The organism is Ideonella sp., assembly GCF_035254525.1.
In the GTDB taxonomy this organism is placed as follows: Bacteria; Pseudomonadota; Gammaproteobacteria; order Burkholderiales; family Burkholderiaceae_C; genus Ideonella.
This window is the reverse complement of record NZ_DATFAN010000127.1, coordinates 1-18,805: the sequence shown is the minus strand read 5'-3', so window position 1 is coordinate 18,805 and position 18,805 is coordinate 1. Positions and strand designations below refer to the sequence as shown.

At 70.8% G+C, this 18,805-nt stretch carries 15 protein-coding genes; 10 read left to right on the top strand and 5 right to left on the bottom strand.

Annotated features, from left to right (window positions below):
* The first annotated feature begins 1 nt into the window (after position 1).
* The 4 genes from VJ693_RS12590 to VJ693_RS12575 are packed head-to-tail and all read left to right on the top strand — an operon-like array spanning position 2 to position 4,228.
* On the top strand, positions 2 to 2,020 hold the full coding sequence (locus tag VJ693_RS12590; RefSeq protein ID WP_324154589.1) for an acetyl/propionyl/methylcrotonyl-CoA carboxylase subunit alpha: 2,019 nt from the start codon (positions 2 to 4) through the stop codon (positions 2,018 to 2,020).
* Positions 2,017 to 2,904, top strand: a complete 888-nt coding sequence (locus VJ693_RS12585; protein ID WP_324154588.1) for a 3-keto-5-aminohexanoate cleavage protein — start codon at positions 2,017 to 2,019, stop codon at positions 2,902 to 2,904. The genes VJ693_RS12590 and VJ693_RS12585 overlap by 4 nt, the downstream gene beginning before the upstream one ends.
* On the top strand, positions 2,901 to 3,746 hold the full coding sequence (locus tag VJ693_RS12580) for an NAD(P)-dependent oxidoreductase (RefSeq protein WP_324154587.1): 846 nt from the start codon (positions 2,901 to 2,903) through the stop codon (positions 3,744 to 3,746). The genes VJ693_RS12585 and VJ693_RS12580 overlap by 4 nt, the downstream gene beginning before the upstream one ends.
* Positions 3,746 to 4,228, top strand: a complete 483-nt coding sequence (locus VJ693_RS12575) for a thioesterase family protein (RefSeq protein ID WP_324154586.1) — start codon at positions 3,746 to 3,748, stop codon at positions 4,226 to 4,228. The genes VJ693_RS12580 and VJ693_RS12575 overlap by 1 nt, the downstream gene beginning before the upstream one ends.
* Here VJ693_RS12575 and VJ693_RS12570 read toward each other — a convergent pair.
* Together VJ693_RS12570 and VJ693_RS12565 are read right to left on the bottom strand one after the other, a co-directional pair.
* Positions 4,221 to 4,784 carry a response regulator gene (locus VJ693_RS12570; RefSeq protein WP_324154585.1) on the bottom strand — a complete coding sequence of 188 codons (564 nt, stop codon included), beginning with the start codon at positions 4,782 to 4,784 and terminating at the stop codon, positions 4,221 to 4,223. The genes VJ693_RS12575 and VJ693_RS12570 overlap by 8 nt on opposite strands.
* Complete coding sequence (locus VJ693_RS12565; protein WP_324154584.1) at positions 4,772 to 5,197, bottom strand: hypothetical protein; 426 nt, start codon at positions 5,195 to 5,197, stop codon at positions 4,772 to 4,774. The genes VJ693_RS12570 and VJ693_RS12565 overlap by 13 nt, the downstream gene beginning before the upstream one ends.
* A 110-nt stretch (positions 5,198 to 5,307) precedes the next feature.
* Between VJ693_RS12565 and VJ693_RS12560 the strand changes: the two genes are divergently transcribed.
* From VJ693_RS12560 to thrH, 3 genes are all read left to right on the top strand, one after another.
* On the top strand, positions 5,308 to 6,144 hold the full coding sequence (locus tag VJ693_RS12560; protein WP_324154582.1) for a helix-turn-helix transcriptional regulator: 837 nt from the start codon (positions 5,308 to 5,310) through the stop codon (positions 6,142 to 6,144).
* Positions 6,145 to 6,205: 61 nt separating this feature from the next.
* A complete protein-coding gene (locus tag VJ693_RS12555; protein ID WP_324154581.1) occupies positions 6,206 to 8,452 on the top strand; it encodes a molybdopterin-dependent oxidoreductase in 2,247 nt (748 codons plus the stop codon).
* 49 nt (positions 8,453 to 8,501) lie between these two features.
* The gene (gene thrH / locus VJ693_RS12550) at positions 8,502 to 9,119 is read left to right on the top strand and encodes a bifunctional phosphoserine phosphatase/homoserine phosphotransferase ThrH (RefSeq protein ID WP_324154579.1); all 618 of its coding nucleotides are present in this window, start codon (positions 8,502 to 8,504) and stop codon (positions 9,117 to 9,119) included.
* A gap of 14 nt (positions 9,120 to 9,133) precedes the next feature.
* On the opposite strand, the gene VJ693_RS12545 is transcribed toward thrH, so the two are convergent.
* A complete protein-coding gene (locus VJ693_RS12545; protein WP_324154578.1) occupies positions 9,134 to 10,126 on the bottom strand; it encodes a hypothetical protein in 993 nt (330 codons plus the stop codon).
* Between the two features lie 130 nt (positions 10,127 to 10,256).
* Here VJ693_RS12545 and VJ693_RS12540 point away from each other — a divergent pair, with 130 nt between their 5' ends.
* The 3 genes from VJ693_RS12540 to VJ693_RS12530 all read left to right on the top strand — a co-directional run bounded on the left by VJ693_RS12540 (position 10,257) and on the right by VJ693_RS12530 (position 16,044).
* A complete protein-coding gene (locus VJ693_RS12540; RefSeq protein WP_324154576.1) occupies positions 10,257 to 10,865 on the top strand; it encodes an NAD(P)H-dependent oxidoreductase in 609 nt (202 codons plus the stop codon).
* Positions 10,866 to 10,934: 69 nt separating this feature from the next.
* On the top strand, positions 10,935 to 14,075 hold the full coding sequence (locus VJ693_RS12535; RefSeq protein WP_324154574.1) for an ATP-binding protein: 3,141 nt from the start codon (positions 10,935 to 10,937) through the stop codon (positions 14,073 to 14,075).
* A gap of 100 nt (positions 14,076 to 14,175) precedes the next feature.
* Positions 14,176 to 16,044: a putative bifunctional diguanylate cyclase/phosphodiesterase gene (locus VJ693_RS12530; RefSeq protein ID WP_324154572.1), complete on the top strand. Its 1,869-nt coding sequence runs from the start codon at positions 14,176 to 14,178 to the stop codon at positions 16,042 to 16,044.
* A gap of 25 nt (positions 16,045 to 16,069) precedes the next feature.
* On the opposite strand, the gene VJ693_RS12525 is transcribed toward VJ693_RS12530, so the two are convergent.
* Positions 16,070 to 17,206 (bottom strand): glycoside hydrolase family 5 protein, encoded by a 1,137-nt coding sequence (locus VJ693_RS12525; protein ID WP_324154571.1) that lies wholly within the window; start codon positions 17,204 to 17,206, stop codon positions 16,070 to 16,072.
* Between the two features lie 59 nt (positions 17,207 to 17,265).
* A partial coding sequence (locus VJ693_RS12520) for a phosphoribosylformylglycinamidine synthase subunit PurQ (protein WP_324154569.1) occupies positions 17,266 to 18,805 on the bottom strand: 1,540 nt, incomplete at its 5' end.

Genomic DNA, 18,805 nt, shown 5'->3' with positions numbered 1-18,805 from the left:
AGTGAAGTTCAGCAAGCTCCTCATCGCCAACCGCGGCGAGATTGCCTGCCGGGTGATCCGCACGGCGCGGGCGCTGGGCTACCGCACGGTGGCCGTTTACAGTGACGCCGATGCGGGCGCGCCGCACGCCGCGCTGGCCGACGAGGCGGTGCGCATCGGGGCGCCACCCGCCGCCGAGAGCTACCTGGCTATTCCCGCCCTGCTCGATGCCGCGCGCCGCACGGGCGCCGACGCCGTCCACCCCGGCTATGGGTTTCTCTCCGAACGCGCCGACTTTGCCGCCGCCTGCGCCGACGCAGGCCTGGTCTTCATCGGCCCGCCGCCCGCAGCCATCGAGGCGATGGGCGACAAGGCCGGCGCCAAGCGCCGCATGCTCGCGGCCGGCGTGCCCTGCGCGGGCGGCTTCCTCGCCGACGACCCCGCCGGGCAGGCCGACGAGCGGCTGCAGGCCGAGGCCGAGCGCCTGGGCTTCCCGCTGCTGGTCAAGGCCGTGGCCGGCGGCGGTGGGCGCGGCATGCGGCTGGTGCGCTCGGCCAATGAGCTGCCCGCCGCGCTCGCCGGGGCGCGGCGCGAAGCCGCGAGCGCCTTCGGTGACGACAGGCTGATGCTCGAGCGGCTGATCGAGAACGGCCGCCACATCGAGATCCAGGTCTTCGCCGATGCCCATGGCCACGCGGTGCACCTGGGCGAGCGCGACTGCAGCGCCCAGCGCCGGCGCCAGAAGGTGATCGAGGAAGCGCCCTCGCCGGTCGTCAGCCCGGCGATGCGCGAACGCATGGGCGCCGACGCGGTGGCCGCGGCGCTGGCGGTCGGCTACGTGGGCGCCGGCACGGTTGAGTTCATCGTCGATGCCGAGCTGAACCACTACTTCCTCGAGATGAACACCCGGCTGCAGGTCGAGCACCCGGTCACCGAATGCGTGACCGGGTTCGACCTCGTCGAGTGGCAGTTGCGCGTCGCGGCCGGCGAGCCGCTCGCGGCCTGGCTGCCGAACGGGCAGGCCGATGTGCGGTTCGCGGGCCACGCCATCGAGGCCCGGCTGTACGCCGAGGACCCCTACGATGGGTTCGCACCGCAGGCCGGGCGCGTCCTGCACTGGCGGCCGTGCGTCGCGGTCGAGGCCGGCCGGGTGCCTGGTGCAGGCGCCTCGTCGGTGCGCATCGACGACGGCATCGCCGAGGGCGGCACGGTGTCGCCCTGGTACGACGCGATGGTCGCCAAGCTGATCGTGCACGGCCGCGACCGGGCCGACGCGATCCGCCGCCTGCAAGCCGCGATCGACGACGCGCCGCTGCTCGGCATGGCGAACAACGGACGCTTCCTGCGAGAACTGCTGGGGCACGATGATTTCGTTGCGGCGCGGATGACGACCACGCGGCTCGACGAATGGGCGCGCGACGGCCATGCGCCGATGCAGCGGCCGGTGCCCGAAGAAGCCACCTGGCTGGCCGCCGCCGCCCTGGCCGCCCGCGGTGACCTGCGTGCCGGCGAGGCGGCCGGCCTGCGGCCTGCGGCGCTGGCGACGCAGACCCTGGCCCTGCACTGCCAGGGCCAGACGCGCCACTGGCGTGCGCGGCTGGACGGCGATGCGGTGCAACTCGAAGCGGCCGGTGCCACCCACACCGTGCGCGTGCGCGGCGAACAAGGCCACGCCTGGCGCCTCGACATCGACGGCGTCGCCCGACGCGTCGTCGCCCGGCGCGATGCCGCCGGTGCCTGGCACCTTGCCGAGCACGGCGCAGGCTTCATCTTCAGCGAGCCCTCGGCCCGGCCCGACACCCTCGACGGTGCCGACCCCGGCCGCGCCCACGCGCCGGTCGCCGGCATCATTGCCCAGGTGCTGGTGCAGCCGGGCGACCGCGTCAGCGAGGGCCAGCCGCTGCTGTGCGTCGAGGCGATGAAGATGGAGATGTGGCTGCATGCCGGTGCCGCCGGCACGGTGCGCGCGGTGCACGCACGCGAGCGCGACGCGGTGGCCGCCGGCGCGTTGGTCGTCGAACTGGAGATCGAAGCCGCATGAACCCCGACAAGGCGATCCTCACCTGCGCGCTGACCGGCGTGCTGACCGACCCGAAGCAGCACCCGGTGCCGGTGACGCCGGCCCAGATGGCCGCCGAGGCGCGCGACGCCTTCAACGCCGGCGCTGCCGTGATGCACGTTCACCTGCGCGCGCAGGAGCCCGGCATGGGCCACCTGCCGAGCTGGGACCCGGACGTGGCCGAGGCCGTCGTCGGCGCGATCCGCGCGGCCTGCCCCGGCGTCATCATCAACCTGACGACTGGCGTGATCGGCAAGGACATTTCGGGCCCCGCCGCCTGCATCCGCCGCGTGAAACCCGAGATCGCCGCCTGCAACGCCGGCAGCCTGAACTACCTGAAGCTCAAGGACAACGGCCAATGGGCCTGGCCGCCGATGGTGTTCGACAACCCGGTCGCCAAGGTGCAGCAGTTCCTCGACGTGATGGCCGAGTGCGGCACGCACCCCGAGTTCGAATGCTTCGACGTCGGCATCGTGCGCTCGGTCGCGATGTACGTGAAGGCGGGGATGCTCAAGCCCGGGATGGGAAGACCCGAGTGCAATTTCGTGATGGGAGTGGCTTCGGGCATGCCCTGCGACGCCGACCTGCTCGCGCTGCTGCCTCGCTGGCTGCCCGAGGGCGCCGTCTGGCAGACCACTTTGATCGGCCGCGCCGAGATCTGGCCCGTGCACCAGCGCACCGCCGAGCTGGGCGGCATGCTGCGCACCGGTCTGGAAGACACCTTCTACCTGCCGACGGGCGAGCGCGCCGCCGGCAACGGCGCGCTGATCGAACAACTCGCGGCCTGCGCCCAGCGCGCCGGCCGATCCATCGCCTCGCCCGACGAGGCTCGAACGTTGCTGCAGCTACAAGGAGCACGCGCATGACGACCACCGAACGCAGCCTCAAGGGCAAGACCCTGTTCATCACCGGCGCCTCGCGCGGCATCGGCCTGGCGATTGCCACCCGGGCCGCCGCCGACGGCGCCAACATCGCGCTGATCGCCAAGACCGTCGACCCGAATCCCAAGCTGCCCGGCACGCTGCACAGCGCGGCCGAGGCGGTGCGCGCCGCCGGCGGCCAGGCGCTGATCTTGCAGACCGACATCCGCGACGAGGAGCAGGTGGCCGCGGCCGTCGCGAAAACGGTCGAGCACTTCGGCGGCATCGACATCCTGGTCAACAACGCCAGCGCGATCAACCTGACACCGACCGCCGCGACGCCGATGAAGCGCTTCGACCTGATGTTCGGCGTCAACGTGCGCGGCACCTACTGCTGCACGCAGGCCTGCCTGTCGGCGCTGACCGCCAGCGCCAAGGCCGGGCGCGCGCCGCAAGTCCTGACGCTGTCGCCACCCTTGAACATGAAGCCGCACTGGTTCGGCAACCACGTGGCCTACACCATGGCCAAGTACGGCATGAGCATGTGCACGCTCGGCCACGCCGAAGAGTTCAAGCGCATCGGCATCGCGGTGAACAGCCTGTGGCCGCGCACGGCCATCGCCACCGCGGCGCTGCAGATGATCCCGGGTGTCGACCCGAAAATGTGCCGCAAGCCCGAGATCCTGTCGGATGCGGCCTGGCTCATCCTGACCGACCCGGCCCCGGCGCCCAGCGGCAACTTCTACGTCGACGACGAGGTGCTGGCCGCCCACGGTGTCAATGATCTCGAGCCCTACAGCGTGGTGCCGGGCACCAGGCAGTTCCTGCCCGACTTCTTCCTCGATTGATGCCCGCCACCAACCGCCGCAGCGCCGCGGAGCAGCATGAGCTCCACACCACCCTGACCGACCTGTTCGAGCAGCGCATCAGCTTCAACCAGGTGCTGGGCCTGAAGGTCGTCACGCTCGACCCGGCCCGCCCCACGCTGCGCTTCGACATGCGGCCGGAGTTGGTCGGCCACTACCTCTACGGCCGCCTGCACGGCGGCGTGATTTCGGCCACGCTCGATGCGATGGGCGGCTTCGCACTGATGGTGGCCATCGCCGAAAAGCACGCCAATGAATCGGCCGAGCAGGTGCTGCACCGATTCGCCCGCATGGGGACGATCGACCTGCGGGTCGATTTCCTGCGCCAGGGCATCGGCCAGCACTTTCTCGCGACGGCCGAGGTCACGCGCCTGGGCGGTCGCGTGGGCTCCACGCAGATGCGCCTGACCAACGACGAAGGCACGCTGATCGCGACCGGCGCCGCCGCGTACATGATCAGCTAGCGGCTGGCCCGCCTGGCGTGCCTTTGGGTTTCTTTCGCGCCTTGACCGCGAGCGCACGCCCCAAGGCGGCCTCGAGCGCCGGCAGCTTCACCGGCTTGACCAGGTACTCGAAGGCACCGAGGCTCATGGCCTTGAGAACGTCGATGTTGAGCTTGTCCGCCGTCAGGAGGATGACGCGGAAGGCCCCGGCCGCGATGTCTTCACTGAGCCTGCGGACAACCTCGATGCCGGAGATGTCCGGCAGGTGCATGTCGAGCAAGATCGCGTCGGGATGCTCGCTGCGGGCACGGCTGACGCCTTCTTCTCCGGTTGGTGCCCGCACGAGACGCAAGCCCGGATGCCCAGACAGCAGGCCTTCCACCAGGGCAAAGTTGATGGGTTCGTCCTCGATGTACAGGACGGAGCCCTGTAACGTTGCCAAGGTCGACTTCTCGGTCGAATGCAATGTCGTCATGGCGCGCTCCACGGAGTCGGTGGACTGCAGTGCCAGATTCTTGCAGGAAAGCCTCCCGGGCGCAGCGATGGCTGAATGGCCGGGCTGCGTCAGCGTGCCCAAGCGCCAACACCTGGCGAGACCACCGCCGAGGCCCGCCGCAGCCCCACCCATTCGAGCTCGGCGAGCACCACGGTTCCCACGGCCTGCATGGCCAGCACGGCCACGCCCAGGCCTTGCGGCGAGCCGACGATGCCGAAGGCGGCAAGGGCACAGTCCAGCGCCCAGACGAAATTCAGCGCGATCACGGTGCCGATCGCCGCACCGGGCACGCTGGCTCTGCCGGCCAGCCAGGCGAGCAGGCCGACCCAGGGGACGAGGGCCACCCCGATGCCCTGCAGGGCGGCGGCGGGCAGGCCCGTCCAGGCGGCCAGGGGTTCGGCGTCGGCCATCAGGGCCAGCGCGGTCGCGCCGCTCAGCGCGGCATCGATACGCAGCACATTGCGCAGGAAGGGGGTCATCGTGCGGTGGGTCATGGCGATCTCCTGTTCGGGTTGGGGATGGCGCCATCGTGCTGGCGCGATCGCAGCCGGTCCATGACCTCCGAGGTCATGGCAGGGCTTCGCCGCGGCGCTATCGTAGGCTCATGGATGCCGTTGCCACCCCGCCCCGCAGCATCGACGCGGCCGCCCCGGTCGGCGAGCTGATTCGCCACTGGCGACAGCACCGCCGCTGGAGCCAGCTCGACCTCGCCACCGAAGCCGAGGTGTCCACGCGGCACTTGAGTTACATGGAGACCGGCCGCGCGCTGCCCAGCCGCGAGATGCTGCTGCGCCTGTCCGAGCGCTTGCAGGTGCCGCTGCGCGAGCGCAACCGCCTGCTTACCGCTGCCGGCTATGCGCCGATGTACCGCGAGCGGCCGTGGACCGACCCCGCGCTGCAGCCCGCGCACGAGGCGGTCCAGCGCGTGCTCACCGCCCACGAGCCCTACCCCGCGCTGGCCGTCGACCGGCACTGGAACCTCGTCGCCCACAACCAGGCGGTGACCGCCATGCTGACCGGGTTGCCGGCCGAGCAACTGGCGCCGCCGGTCAACGTGCTGCGCCTGTCGCTGCACCCCGATGGCCTGGCCCCGCGCATCGTCAACCTGCCCGCCTGGCGCGAGCACCTGTTCGAGCGCCTGGCGCACCAGATCCAGTCCAGCGGCGACCCGGTGCTGGCCGAACTCGCCGCCGAATTGCGCGCCCTGCCCGCTCCAGTCGGCTCGCCCGTCGACCCGGCGCCCCCGGGCGGGCTGCCCGCCCTGGCCGTGCCGCTGCAATTGCGATCTCCCGCCGGCACACTGAGCTTCATCAGCACCATCACCGTATTCGGCACGCCAGTGGAGGTCACACTGTCCGAGCTGGCCGTCGAGGCCTTCTTCCCGGCCGATGCCTTCACGGCCAAGGTCCTGGCCGAGTTCGCGGCCGCGTCGCCAAGGTGACGGACAGCGCGAACTTGACCTGCGACAACCCTTGCCGCCCCCCTTCTTGTAGGAGCCCGCCATGAGCAGCACCCAGGCCACCGAAACCCGCTACCGCATCTGCCCGCTGTGCGAGGCCTGCTGCGGGCTGGACGTGCAGGTGGCCGACGGCCAGGTCGTCGCGATCCGCGGCCGTGCCGACGACGTGTTCTCGCACGGCTACATCTGCCCCAAGGGCTACGCGCTCAAGGACCTGCACGAAGACCCGGATCGGCTGCGCCAGCCGCTGGTGCGGCGTGACGGGAAGCTGCAGCCCGCGAGCTGGGACGACGCCTTCGGCGAGATCGAGCGCCGCCTGGTGCCGGTCATCGAGCAATACGGCGCCGACGCCGTGGCACTCAGCGTGGGCAACCCCGCCGCGCACAAGATGGCGCTGCTGCTGTACTTCGCGCGCCTGGCCCGTGCGCTCGGCTCGAAGAACGTCTACTCCGCCTCCACGCTGGACCAGATGCCCAAGCAGCTCTCGTCGGGCTGGATGTTCGGCCACTGGCTGTCGGTGGCGGTGCCCGACATCGAGCGCTGCGACTTCCTGCTGATCCTCGGTGCCAACCCGATGGCCAGCAACGGCAGCCTGTGGACGGTGACCGACTATCGCGGCAAGGCCAAGGCACTGCGTGCGCGCGGCGGGCAGATCGTCGTGGTCGACCCGCGCCGCAGCGAGACCGCCGCGGTCGCCGATGCACACCACTTCATCCGCCCGGGGGCCGACGTGTTCCTGCTCGCGGCGATGGTGAACACGGTGTTCGCCGAAGGACTGGCGCGGCCCGGTCGGCTGGCCGAATGGACCGCGGGCATCGACGCCGTGCGCGAGGCGGTGGCTGCCTTCACCCCGGAGGCGGTCGCGGCTCGCTGTGGCATCGCCGCCGAGACGATCCGCGGGCTTGCCCGCCGGCTCGCCACCACCGAGCGCGCCTGCGTCTACGGCCGCATCGGCACCTGCACGCAGGAGTTCGGCACGCTGTCGTCCTGGCTGGTCGATGTGCTGAACGTGCTCACCGGCCACCTCGACGCGCCCGGCGGCGCGATGTTCCCCAAGGCCGCCGCCTTCGCCGCGAACACCCTGGGCAAGCCGGGCCTCGGCCGCGGCATCGTCACCGGCCGGCATGCCAGCCGCGTCAGCGGCGCGCCCGAGGTGATGGGCGAGCTGCCGATGACGCTGCTGGCCGAGGAGATCGAGACCCCCGGCAAGGGCCAGATCAAGGCGCTGATCACCGTGGCCAGCAACCCGGTGCTTTCATCGCCCGGCGGCCCGCGGCTGGCCAAGGCGCTCGATTCGCTCGAGTTCATGGTCAGCCTGGACATCTACCTCAACGAGACCAGCCGGCATGCCGACGTGGTGCTGCCCGGCGTGTCGCCGCTGCAGGACCCGCACTACGACGTGACCTTCCCGCAGCTCTCGCACCGCAACCACGCGCGCTTCAGCCCGCCGGTGTTCGCGCCCGACGCGGGCGAGCCGACCGAGTGGGAGAACCTGCTGCGCCTGCTGGCCGTCGTGCGCGGCCAAGGTGCGCGGGCCGACGTGCTGGCGCTCGACGACGAACTGCTCGCGCAGGAGGTGGGCAAGCAGGCCGGTGCCCACGCTCCGGCTGTGCTGGCCGCCCTCGGCGCCAGCGGCCGCCGCGGGCCCGAACGGCTGCTCGACCTCGCGCTGCGCAGCGGCCCCTACGGCGACCGCTTCGGCCTGGAGCCCGACGGCCTGAACCTCGACAAGGTGATGGCCGCGCCGAACGGCATCGACCTCGGGCCGCTCGAGCCGCGCATCCCCGAGATGCTGCGCACCCCCAGCGGCCGCATCGAGCTGGCCCCGCCTGCCTGCCTGGCCGACATGGCCCGGGCACGCGAGCGGCTGGCGGAACCTGCGCCCGAGCTGGTCATCGTCGGCCGGCGCGAGGTGCGCAGCAACAACAGCTGGATGCACAACCTGCCCACGCTGGCCAAGGGCCCGCAGCGCTGCACCGTGATCGTCCACCCGGCCGATGCGCAGCGCCTGGGCCTGGCCGACGGCGCCCCGGCGCGCATCAGCGCCCGCAGGGCGAACGGCGACGCTGCCCGCGCGGTGACGGCGCCGGTGGCGGTCAGCGCCGAGATGATGCCCGGCGTGGTCAGCCTGCCGCACGGCTGGGGCCACGATCTGGCCGGCGCGCAACTCCACGTGGCCGCCGAGCGCCCCGGCGCCAACCTCAACGCCGTGCTGGACGAGCACCTGCGTGACCCGCTGTCCGGCAACGCCGTGCTGTCTGGCGTGGAAGTCGTCTTGGCGCCCCTCTGACCCCGAACAGGTACGATTCGCCCCGGCCACCCACCGGAGCGAATCGTTCATGCAAGTCGTCTGCCTCGATCTCGAAGGCGTCCTGGTTCCCGAGATCTGGATCGAGTTTTCCCAACGCACCGGCATCGCCGAGTTCTCGCGCACCACGCGCGACGAGCCCGATTACGACAAGCTGATGCGCTTTCGCATCGACCTGCTGGCACAGCATGGCCTGAAGCTGGCCGACATCCAGGGCGTGATCGCCGGCATGAGCCCGCTGCCGGGCGCGCGCGAGTTTCTCGCCGGCCTGCGCGAGCGCTTCCAGGTCATCATCCTGTCGGATACCTTCTACGAATTTGCCGACCCGCTGATGCAGCAGCTCGGCCGGCCCACGCTGTTCTGCCACCGCCTGCTGATCGACGACGAGGGCTTCGTGCGCAACTACCAGCTGCGCCAGCCCGATCAGAAACGCCACGCGGTCAATGCGCTGAAGAGCCTGAATTTCCAGGTCATCGCGGCCGGCGACTCGTACAACGACACCGGCATGCTCGGCGCCGCCGACGCCGGCTTCCTGATCCACCCGCCCGAGGCGATCGCAAAGCAGTTCCCGCAGTTCACCGCCCACCACGGCTACGAGGACCTGCGCCGCTCGATCGACGCCGCCGCGCAGCAACTCGCGTCCGGCTGAGACCGGCCGGCCGCCTAGAACCGCATCTTCAGGCTGACGCCCACCGCCCAGGCGCTGCGGCGTTCGACCAGTGCGTTCTCGCGCGGCCAGAAGTGGCCGACGACGACGCCGCCGAGCAGCCAGTCTTCATGCACCGGTTGCTCCCAGCGCACCTGCACCCCATAGTCGCTGGGCTCCACGCCTGGGCCCTGCTCGCCGCTGACCAGGGCCTCGAGCGCCGCCACCCGCTGCTCGCCGAAGGAACGGTAGGCACCGACCAGGCTCGACCACTCGAAGTACTTGGACTCCTGGGTGATCGTGGCCGAGTTCAGCCAGCGGGCGGCCAGCTCCGGCGTGAAAGCATGCTCGTAAGAGAGCGCCGTGGTCGAACCGAAGTGGTCGTCGAGGCTCCAGAACACGGTCTGCCTGAAATCGGCCAAGTCGTTCGGGCCGAGCAGCCACTGCCGGCGGTAACGCGCCTGGGCGAACGGCTTGAGCCCACCGCGCAGGCCCAGCCGCAGGTCGACGGAATCGGTCAGCGAGCGCCCGATGCCGGCGAAGAACTCGCGGTCGCGGGCCTCCTCCAGCAGGCGGTCCTGGCGCGAGAACGCACCGGGCTTGTCGGTGACCACGTCGCGCTGGTCGTCGCGGCCGATGAAACCGTAGATCCGCTCCTCGATGTTCGGCAGCCGGAAACGCGCGTTGAAGCGCACGTCGAAGTCGGGCCTGTCGTGTTGCCTGAAGAGCAGCGCGGCACTCAGGCGGCCATCGCTGACCTTGCCACCGTCCTCGAAGGGGCGGTCACCGAACCAGCTGTCGACGCCACGCGCCAGCCAGACCGTCATCGACCGCACCGTGCTGCGCGCCGACTCGGCGACTTCGCCGGCTTCGCTGGCTTCATGCGCTTGCGCCGGGGCCTGTTCGGCGACAGGCTCCGCCGTCAGCGCGCACTGGGCCGGCGCGGCCGCGCCGGCTGCAAGAAACCCCAGCAAGAGCGACGCGATGCGGTGGAAAGCGGGCTTGGACACTTTGTCAATGTACCGCGCAGCGCGGCCACCGCGCGGCGCCCGCTTTGTCGACCGTCAAGCACGGCAGCGGCGCGTTCATCCACAGTGGACGGCACCATCACGATGGTCGCCTGCGCGCGCCGATGCCCCCATGCCCCGCCGCCTCCTGCTCATCCAGGGCCACCCCGATTCGGGTGGAAGTCACCTCTGCCATGCCCTGGCGGCCGCCTATGCCGAGGGTGCCCGTGCCGCCGGGCACGAACTGCGCACGCTCGACGTCGCGGCGCTCGACTTCCCGCTGCTGCGCAGCCAGCAGGACTGGGAGCACGGCCCACTGCCGCCCAGCCTCGCGCCGGCCCAGGCCGACATCGCCTGGGCGCAGCATCTGGTGCTGCTGTTCCCGCTCTGGCTGGGCGACATGCCGGCGCTGCTCAAGGGCTTTCTGGAGCAGGTCGCGCGGCCCGGTTTCGCGTTCAAGGGGCAAGGGCCCGCGCCGGAGGGTGAAGCCAGCAACGCATTCCAGCACAAGGGCCTGGTGGGGCGCTCGGCCCGCATCGTCGTCACGATGGGCATGCCGGCCCTGGTGTACCGCTGGTACTTCCGCGCCCACAGCGTGAAATCGCTGGAGCGCAACATCCTCGGTTTCGTCGGCATCGCACCGATCGAGCACACGCTGATCGGCGGCGTCGGCACGCTCGGCGCGGCCAGCGCCAAGGCCTGGCTCACCCGGCTGAGCCGCCTCGGCGAAAAAGGCGAGTAAGCCCGAACCGTCGGGTGGGGTGGCGGCCCCTATCATCGGGTGAGCGCCGCCCGCGCCCCACCCGACCGGATGATCGACCGCCCGATTTCGTCGCTGTCACCCGGCACCCGCTTGCTGGTGCTGAACTTCGCGCTGGCGCTGGCCTACTACCTGACGGCCCTGCTCGGCATGGCGCTGGGCATCGGGCCGCTGCACATCACCGCCATCTGGCCCCCCTCGGGCATCGCGCTGGCCGGTTTCATGCTGCTGGGCACGCGCGCGCTGCCCGGCCTTGCGATCGGCGCGGTACTCACGCACTACCTCGACTTCTTCGGCCCGCAGATGGACTGGAACGGCGCCGCCGTGCTGGGCTCGGTCCTCCTGGCCAGCGGCTCCATCCTGCAGGCCGCCCTGGCCGCCCAGCTGACGCGCGGCGTGCCCGGCCGCATCGAGGCCAGTCCGGTGCGGCCGACGGTGCGCTTTGCGCTGGTCGTCCTGGCCTGCGGCCTGATCGCCGCCACCGTGGGGCGCGCCACGCTGTACGCCTTCGGCGTGCTCGCACCGCGCGAGCTCTTCTACGGCTGGCTGACCTGGTGGGTCGGCGATGTGGTCGGCATGCTGATCGTCGCGCCCGCGCTGCTGCTGCTATGGCATCCGGCGCTGCGCACCCGCCGCGTGGCCGTGCAGGCCTTTCCGATCATCTGCCTCGGCCTCGGGCTCACGCTGTTCTCGACCTTGTCGATCGGCGTGATGGAGCGCGACGTGCACATCGAGCGCTTTCGCGCCGAAGGCAGCCGCCTCGCGATGGCGCTGCAGAACCACGTCGACATGGCCCAACGCGATCTCGAAACCCTGCAACGTCTGTTCTACAAGAACGAGCTCGACCCGGCAGAATTTCGCGCCGTCTCGGGCCCGATGCTGAACCGCAGCCCCTGGCAGCAGCATTTCGCCTACCTGCCGCGCGTGGCCGCCGCCGAACGCGACCGCTTCGAGACGCGCCAGGGCGGCATCTCGCTGCGCGAACTGAGCCCGCGCGACACCGTCGTCATCGCCGGCGCACGGCCCGAGTACTTCCCCGTGCTGTGGACCGCCCCCGAGGCCGGTCACGACGCGCTGGTCGGCATCGACCACCTGGCCGATCCACAGCGCGGCCCGGCGGTCGAGAAGGCCCGCGCCAGCGGCCAGATCGCCGCGTCGCTGCCGCTGCACTCGGTCGCCCAGTCGGCCACGGACGAGCTGGTGCAGGTGCTGTATGCGCCGCTGTCGAACACCAACCTGAGCGACCGGCTGCCGCACGACCCGGCCCAGGTCAACGGCATGGTGGCGGCCACGATCGACCTCGGCCAGCTGCTGCGCGCCGCGGTTGCGCAGATGGACACCGGCGGCCATCACCTGCTGCTGTACGACCCCGACGCACCGGCCGCCCACGCGCTCGAATGGCCGGTCGGCGAGGCCTTGGCGGTGCGCGACCAGGCCGAGCGCCAGCGCGTCCTCCCCGTGCTCAACAGCGGAATCCACCACGAGGTGGCGCTGCGCGTGGCCGACCGGCGCTGGGCGCTGCTGATGCAGCCGGCCTGGGCCGAGCTGGCGCCCGAGCCCGGCTGGCTGCAGCTCGGCGTGCTCTCGTCGGGGCTGATCTTCACCGTGCTGCTGACCGGCTTCATGATCGCGCGCCGCCGGCATGACCTGCTGGTCGTCGGCCAGCAACAGGCACTCGAATCGCAGGTCGCCGCGCGCACCGCGGAGCTGGCGCATTCGAACGAGACGCTGCGCGCCGAGGTGGCCGAGCGCGAGCGGGCCGAGGGCGAGCTGCGCGAGGCGCGCCAGCGCGCCGAGTCGGCCAACCGCGCGAAATCGATGTTCCTGGCGAACATGAGCCACGAGATCCGCACGCCGCTGAACGCCGTGCTGGGTTTCGCGCAGATCCTGCTGGCCGACCGCAGCCTGCCGGCTGCCACGCGCCACCGGCTGGAGGTGATCCACTCGGCCGGCAACCGGCTGCTGAACCTGATCAACGACGTGCTCGACCTGGCCAAGATCGAGTCCGGCAAGCTCACGCTGGTGGCACAGATCTTCGACCTGCACCGCGAGCTGATCGAGATCGGCCACCTGTTCGCCAGCCGCGTCAGCGCCAAGGGCCTGGCCTGGCAGCTTGAGCTCGACGAGCTGCCGGCGCCGGCCGTGGTGCACGCCGACCGCACCAAGCTCGGCCAGGTCGTGATCAACCTGCTGGGCAACGCCTTGAAGTTCACCGAGGCCGGCTGCGTGCGGCTGCGGGCCTGGCGCGACGGGCCCGCGGTGTGGATCGAGATCGAGGACACCGGCCCAGGCATGGGCCAGGCCGAGCTCGAGCGCCTGTTCGAGCCCTTCAGCCAGGGCGAGGCCGGGCGCGACAAGGGCGGCTCGGGGCTGGGCCTCGTGCTGTCGCGCGACATCGCACGCGCCATGGGCGGCGAGCTTTCGATCATCAGCGCTCCGGGCGCCGGCACCCGTGCCCGGGTGATGCTGCCGCTGCCGGTCGTCGCGCAGGACGCCGGACTGCCGGCGGCCGAACCGGACATCGCCCGCCTCGAGCCCGGCAGGCGCTGCCGCGCGCTGGTGGTCGAAGACGACCCGGACAGCCGCGAGTTGCTCGTCAAGCTGCTGAAGGACATCGGCTGCCAGGTCGAACAGGCCGAGGACGGGCAGGCGGGGCTGGACGCCTGCCGCCGCCAGCCCTTCGACATCGTGTTCAGCGACATCCGCATGCCGCGCCTGACCGGTGTCGACATGATCCGCGCGCTGCGTGCCGACCCGGCGACCGCGACGCTGCCAGTGGTCGCGGTGACCGCCTCCAGCCTCGAGCACGAGCGCCGCTTCTACATCGAGATCGGCTTCCAGGACTTCGTGCCCAAGCCCTTCCCCTTCCGCGACATCTACCGCATGCTGGCGCAGCACGCCGACGCGCGCTTCATCGCCGGCGAGGCGGACCGGCCAGCGGCACCCGAGGCCGACGCACCGCTTCCGCTGCTGCGGCCCGATGCCGACACCCTGAGGCGCCTGCGCGAGTTGCGGGCCGCCGCGGCCGAGGGCGACCTGGGCCGGGTCAAGCGGGCGCTTGCGGCGATCGACGACGCCGCCCTGGGGGCCGCGCGCCGGCAGGCCTGGGAAGACGCCGCGCGGCGCTACGACTTCCAGGGCTTGGAGGAGGCCGTGCGCACCACGCTGGCGCAGGTGACCGCGCCCGCCTGATCCGGGGCGACTCCGCGGCAAACGCACGATCTCGGCCTGCGCAAATGCTTGAGCCCCGGCGGAAGCACTGGCATAAACTGGCTGTTCCGCGGCATCGACCATGCTCCACGTGACCGGCATCAAGCTCACCGTCCTGATCGTGGACGACACGCCCGAGAACATCGATGTCCTGAGCGCCGTGCTCGAGGGCCTGGGCTGCGAGCTGATGGCGGCCACCAGCGGCCCGCGGGCGCTGGAGCTGGCCGCGCGCCGCCGGCCCGACCTGATCCTGCTCGACGTGATGATGCCCGGCATGGACGGCTTCGAGGTTTGCCGGCACCTCAAGGACGACATGGCGCTGGCCGACATCCCGGTCATCTTCGTCACCGCCCGCGCCGACGACATCAGCACCGGCTTTGCTGTCGGCGGGGCCGACTACATCACCAAGCCGATCAACGCCGACGAGGTGCTGGCCCGCGTGCGCCACCAGATCGAGCGCCAGGTGCTGCTGCGCGACCTGCGCGAGCTCAACCGCAGCCTGGAGGAGCGGGTGCGCGAGCGCACCGCCGAGCTGACGCTGGCCAACCGCCAGCTGCGCATCGAGATCAACGAGCGCCGCTACATGCAGGACCGGCTGAACTACCTGGCCACGCACGATTTCGTGACCCGGCAGTACAACCGCGGCGCGCTCGACGCCCACGTCTCCGAGTTGCTCGCGCGCGTGCAGCGCCAGGCCACGTCGGCCGTGTTCCTGCTGGTCGACATCGACCAGTTCCGCCTCGTCAACGAGACCTGCGGCTGCGTGGCCGGCGACGAACTGCTGCGCCAGTTCGCCGAGCTGGTCGGCGGCGCGCTGACCCGCAGCGACTTCTTCGCCCGCGTCGGCGGCGACAAGTTCGCCGTCGTCAGCGAAGACCAGTCCGAGGAAGGCGGCATGGCGCTCGCGCGCCAGATCCACAAGCACATCGCCGAGTTCGAGTTCCAGTGGGAGGAGAGGGTGTTCCGCCTGGCCGCGTCGATTGCGGTCGTGCGCATCCAGCGCGACATCGTCTCGTTCGACCAGCTGATGCTGATGGCCGACGAAGCGGCCTACCACGCCAAGCGCGAAGGCCGCGGCGCGATCTGCCTGTACGACGCCAAGCGCAGCGCCACCGACCCGCACCGCGAGTCGGTCAACTGGGCGCTGGTGCTGTTCGATGCGCTCAAGCAGGATCGGCTGCGCATGCACGGCCAGCGGCTCGAGCCGCTGGCCAACGGTGCGGCCGCCGGCCCCCGCCGGCTGCACGTCGAGACGCTGGCCCGGCTGTGGGATCCCGTGCGCGACAAGCTGCTGATGCCCGCGCAGTTCATCGCCCCGGCCGAGCGCTTCCACCTGATCACCGACATCGACTGCTGGATGATCGGCCAGGCCGTCGCGCTGCTCGGCCAGGTGCCCGAGCTGCACGAACGGATCGGCCAGTTTGCGATCAACCTGTCGGCGATCTCGATCCGCGATGCGACGCTGGCCAAGCACGTGGCCGACCTGCTGGCGCAACACAATGTGCCCGGCCGTCTGCTGTGCTTCGAGATCACCGAGACCGAGGCGATCACCAACCTGCAGAGCGCCGGCAGCTTCATGCAGCAGCTGCGCGACCTCGGGTGCCGCTTCGCGCTCGACGATTTCGGCAGCGGCTTCGCATCGTTCAGCTACCTGCGCCGCCTGCCCTTCGACTCGATCAAGATCGATGGCATGTTCGTCCGCGACATGGACACCGACGACGTGCACAGCGGCATGGTGCGTTCGATGGCCGAGATGGGCCGGCTGCTCAACAAGCCGGTCGTCGCCGAGTGCGTCGAGAACGAGCGCGTGGCCGACATGCTGCGCTCGCTCGGCATCGACTGGGGCCAGGGCTACGCGTTCCACACGCCCGAGGAACTGACGCCGCAGCTGCTGCGCAGCTGGCTCGCCGTCGACGAGGGCGTGGGCGCCGACGCGCAGCAGACCGCCTGAACCCGGCGGGCCGTTTCGCCGGCCGTCAGGGCGCCATCGCGCCGCGCAGCACCTTGTCAAGCTCGGTCTTGAGCTTCCAGCCGTCGCCGGGGTTGTACCAAAGGCCGTGCTCCAGCGGGCCGGCGTTGTTGACGCGGTAGGTCCAGAACGCGTAGTGCAGCTGGTTGGCCTTCAGCAGGCCCAGCACGTCGCGCATGTAGTCGAGCACGCTGGGCGCCGAGCTGACGCAGCCGACCTGGTCGACGAAGACCGGCACCCTGTTGCGTGCCCGAAAATCCAGTGCCGGCTGCAACGCCGCCGCCAGCGCGTCGCGATCGACCCGGCGGCTCACGCCCTTGCGGTCGACATATGCACCCGGATAGGCCACCGGCGAGCCCATCACGTCCTGGCGCCGCCAGGGCTTGCAGTATTCGGTGGGCAGGTAGAAGTTGGCCGCGTAGACCAGCTTGTCGTCGACCTTGGTGTGGACACCCTGGAGCTGGTTGATGTCGTAGTGGTCGTTCGGCCCGATGACCAGCGGCGTGCGCGTGTCGTGGCGGCGCACGTTGGCGATCAGCTCCTCGTAGAAGCCGCGCAGCTCGGCGCTCGTCACCGGCTTCTTCGGGTGCGGCTCCGACAGCAGCTCGTAGGCCGCGATGCGCGGCGTGTCCTTGTAGCGCTGGACGATGAAGGCCCAGGCCTCGAAGAACTCGCGCCTGAGCGCCGGGTTGTTCCAGTAGTTGCTCTCGCGGTTGTCGCCGGCGCCCTGGTCGGAACCGGCGAACAGCACGACCCACAGGCCTGCGTCGGTGGCCCACCTGATCTGCTCGTCCAGCTGTTTCAGGCCCTCGGGCTTGAAGTGGCCCGGCGCGTCGGTCTGGCGGATGTCGGCCTTGGGCCCGGTGAAGTTCCAGCGAAACGGGATCCGCACGACGTTGGCCCCGCGCTCGGCATTGCCGCGGCCATCCTCGGGCAACGCGGAGCCCCAGCGGCCCCAGTTGAAGCCCCTCAGCCAGATCGGCTTGCCGTCGGGCGTGAGCAGTTGCGCGCCCGAAACCGTCAGGCGCACGGCCGGTTCGGCCGCAGCGGCGGCGCCGGCCGCCCCACCGGCCAGCGCCGATGCGCAGGCTGCCACGGCCAGGCCGGCCTGGCGCCACCATGTTCCTTCGCTGCACTTCACCATCGGAGAGCCTCCTCGGGGAAAAGCCAGCACGATCGCCCCCGCGCCCGCGGGGGCGATCGTCAGGCCAGCCAGCGGCGGGCGTTGCGGAACATCCGCATCCAGGGGCTGTCGGCGGCGATGTCGCCGCTCGTCCAGCTCATCTGGACGTTGCGGAAGACGCGTTCCGGGTGCGGCATCAGCGCGGTGAAGCGGCCATCGGCGGTGGTCACCGCGGTCAGGCCGCCGGGGCTGCCGTTCGGGTTGAACGGGTACGCGTCGGTCGCGCGTCCCTGGTGATCGGTGAACCGCATCGCGGCAATGACACCGGCCGGGTCGCCCCGCTGGGCGAAATTGGCGTAACCCTCGCCGTGCGCCACGGCGATCGGCAGGCGGCTGCCCGCCATGCCGGCGAAGAACAGGCTGGGCGACTCCAGCACTTCGACCTGCGACAGCCGCGCCTCATAGCGCTCGCTGCGATTGGTCGTGAACCGCGGCCAGGCGCCGGCGCCCGGGATGATGTCCGCCAGTTCGGCGAGCATCTGGCAGCCATTGCACACGCCCAGCGCGAACGTGTCCTGGCGATCGAAGAACGCCTTGAACTGCTGCGCCAGCCGGTCGTTGAAGGTGATGCTGCGCGCCCAGCCGATGCCCGCGCCCAGCGTGTCGCCGTAACTGAAGCCGCCGCAGGCGACGAAGCCCTTGAAGTCCTCCAGGCGCGCGCGGCCGGACTGCAGGTCCGTCATGTGCACGTCGTAGGCGTCGAACCCCGCCTCGGTAAAGGTGTAGGCCATCTCCACGTGGGAGTTGACGCCCTGCTCGCGCAGGATCGCCACGCGTGGGCGCGCCAGGTTCAGGAACGGCGCGGCGACGTCCTCCTGCGGGTCGAACGACGGCGCCGCCTGCAGGCCCGGGTCCGACGGCTCGCCGGCCGCGGCATGCTCCTGGTCCGCGCCCGCAGGGTTGTCGCGCTGCCGGCAGATCTTCCAGCTCACGCTGTCCCAGACCTGGTGCAGGTCGGCGAGGCTCGCGGAAAACACCGCCTTGGTGTCGCGCCAGACCTGCACCTCGCCCTTGCCGACGTCGATCGCCGACCCCGCGGGCCGCGTCGTGCCGACGAAGTGGCTGTAACGGGACAGGCCGTGCTCGCGCAACACCTGCATGACCTCGTTGCGTTCGCCGGTGCGCACCTGCAGCAGCACGCCCAGCTCCTCGTTGAACAGCGCCTTGAGCGTGAGTTCCTCCCGCCGCGGGCCGACCTGCGCCGCCCAGTTCTTGGCGTCGCCGTATTCGGCCCGGCTGTCGGAAATGCCGTCGCCTTCCGTGACCAGCATGTCGACATTGAGCGACACGCCCACGTGGCCCGCGAATGCCATCTCGCAGGCGGCGGCGAACAGGCCGCCGTCGCTGCGGTCGTGGTACGCGAGGATGCGGCCCTGCGCACGCAGCGCGTTCACCGCGTTCACGAGGCTGACCAGGTCCTGCGGTTCATGCAGGTCCGGCACCTCGTGGCCGACCTGGTCCAGCGCCTGCGCCAGCACGCTCCCGCCCATGCGGTTGCGTCCCCGTCCCAGGTCCACCAGGACCAGCGTCGTGTCCTCGTGTGCGTCCAGTTGCGGCGTC

Bases quoted from the DNA above. Each gene is read 5' to 3' on its own strand.
- VJ693_RS12540 (WP_324154576.1), top strand. From the start codon at position 10,257: ATGCCCCGCCGCCTCCTGCTCATCCAGGGCCACCCCGATTCGGGTGGA.
- VJ693_RS12555 (WP_324154581.1), top strand. From the start codon at position 6,206: ATGAGCAGCACCCAGGCCACCGAAACCCGCTACCGCATCTGCCCGCTG.
- VJ693_RS12535 (WP_324154574.1), top strand. From the start codon at position 10,935: ATGATCGACCGCCCGATTTCGTCGCTGTCACCCGGCACCCGCTTGCTG.
- thrH (WP_324154579.1), top strand. From the start codon at position 8,502: ATGCAAGTCGTCTGCCTCGATCTCGAAGGCGTCCTGGTTCCCGAGATC.
- VJ693_RS12580 (WP_324154587.1), top strand. From the start codon at position 2,901: ATGACGACCACCGAACGCAGCCTCAAGGGCAAGACCCTGTTCATCACC.
- VJ693_RS12585 (WP_324154588.1), top strand. From the start codon at position 2,017: ATGAACCCCGACAAGGCGATCCTCACCTGCGCGCTGACCGGCGTGCTG.
- VJ693_RS12560 (WP_324154582.1), top strand. From the start codon at position 5,308: ATGGATGCCGTTGCCACCCCGCCCCGCAGCATCGACGCGGCCGCCCCG.
- VJ693_RS12525 (WP_324154571.1), bottom strand. From the start codon at position 17,206: ATGGTGAAGTGCAGCGAAGGAACATGGTGGCGCCAGGCCGGCCTGGCC.
- VJ693_RS12575 (WP_324154586.1), top strand. From the start codon at position 3,746: ATGCCCGCCACCAACCGCCGCAGCGCCGCGGAGCAGCATGAGCTCCAC.
- VJ693_RS12530 (WP_324154572.1), top strand. From the start codon at position 14,176: ATGCTCCACGTGACCGGCATCAAGCTCACCGTCCTGATCGTGGACGAC.
- VJ693_RS12565 (WP_324154584.1), bottom strand. From the start codon at position 5,197: ATGACCCACCGCACGATGACCCCCTTCCTGCGCAATGTGCTGCGTATC.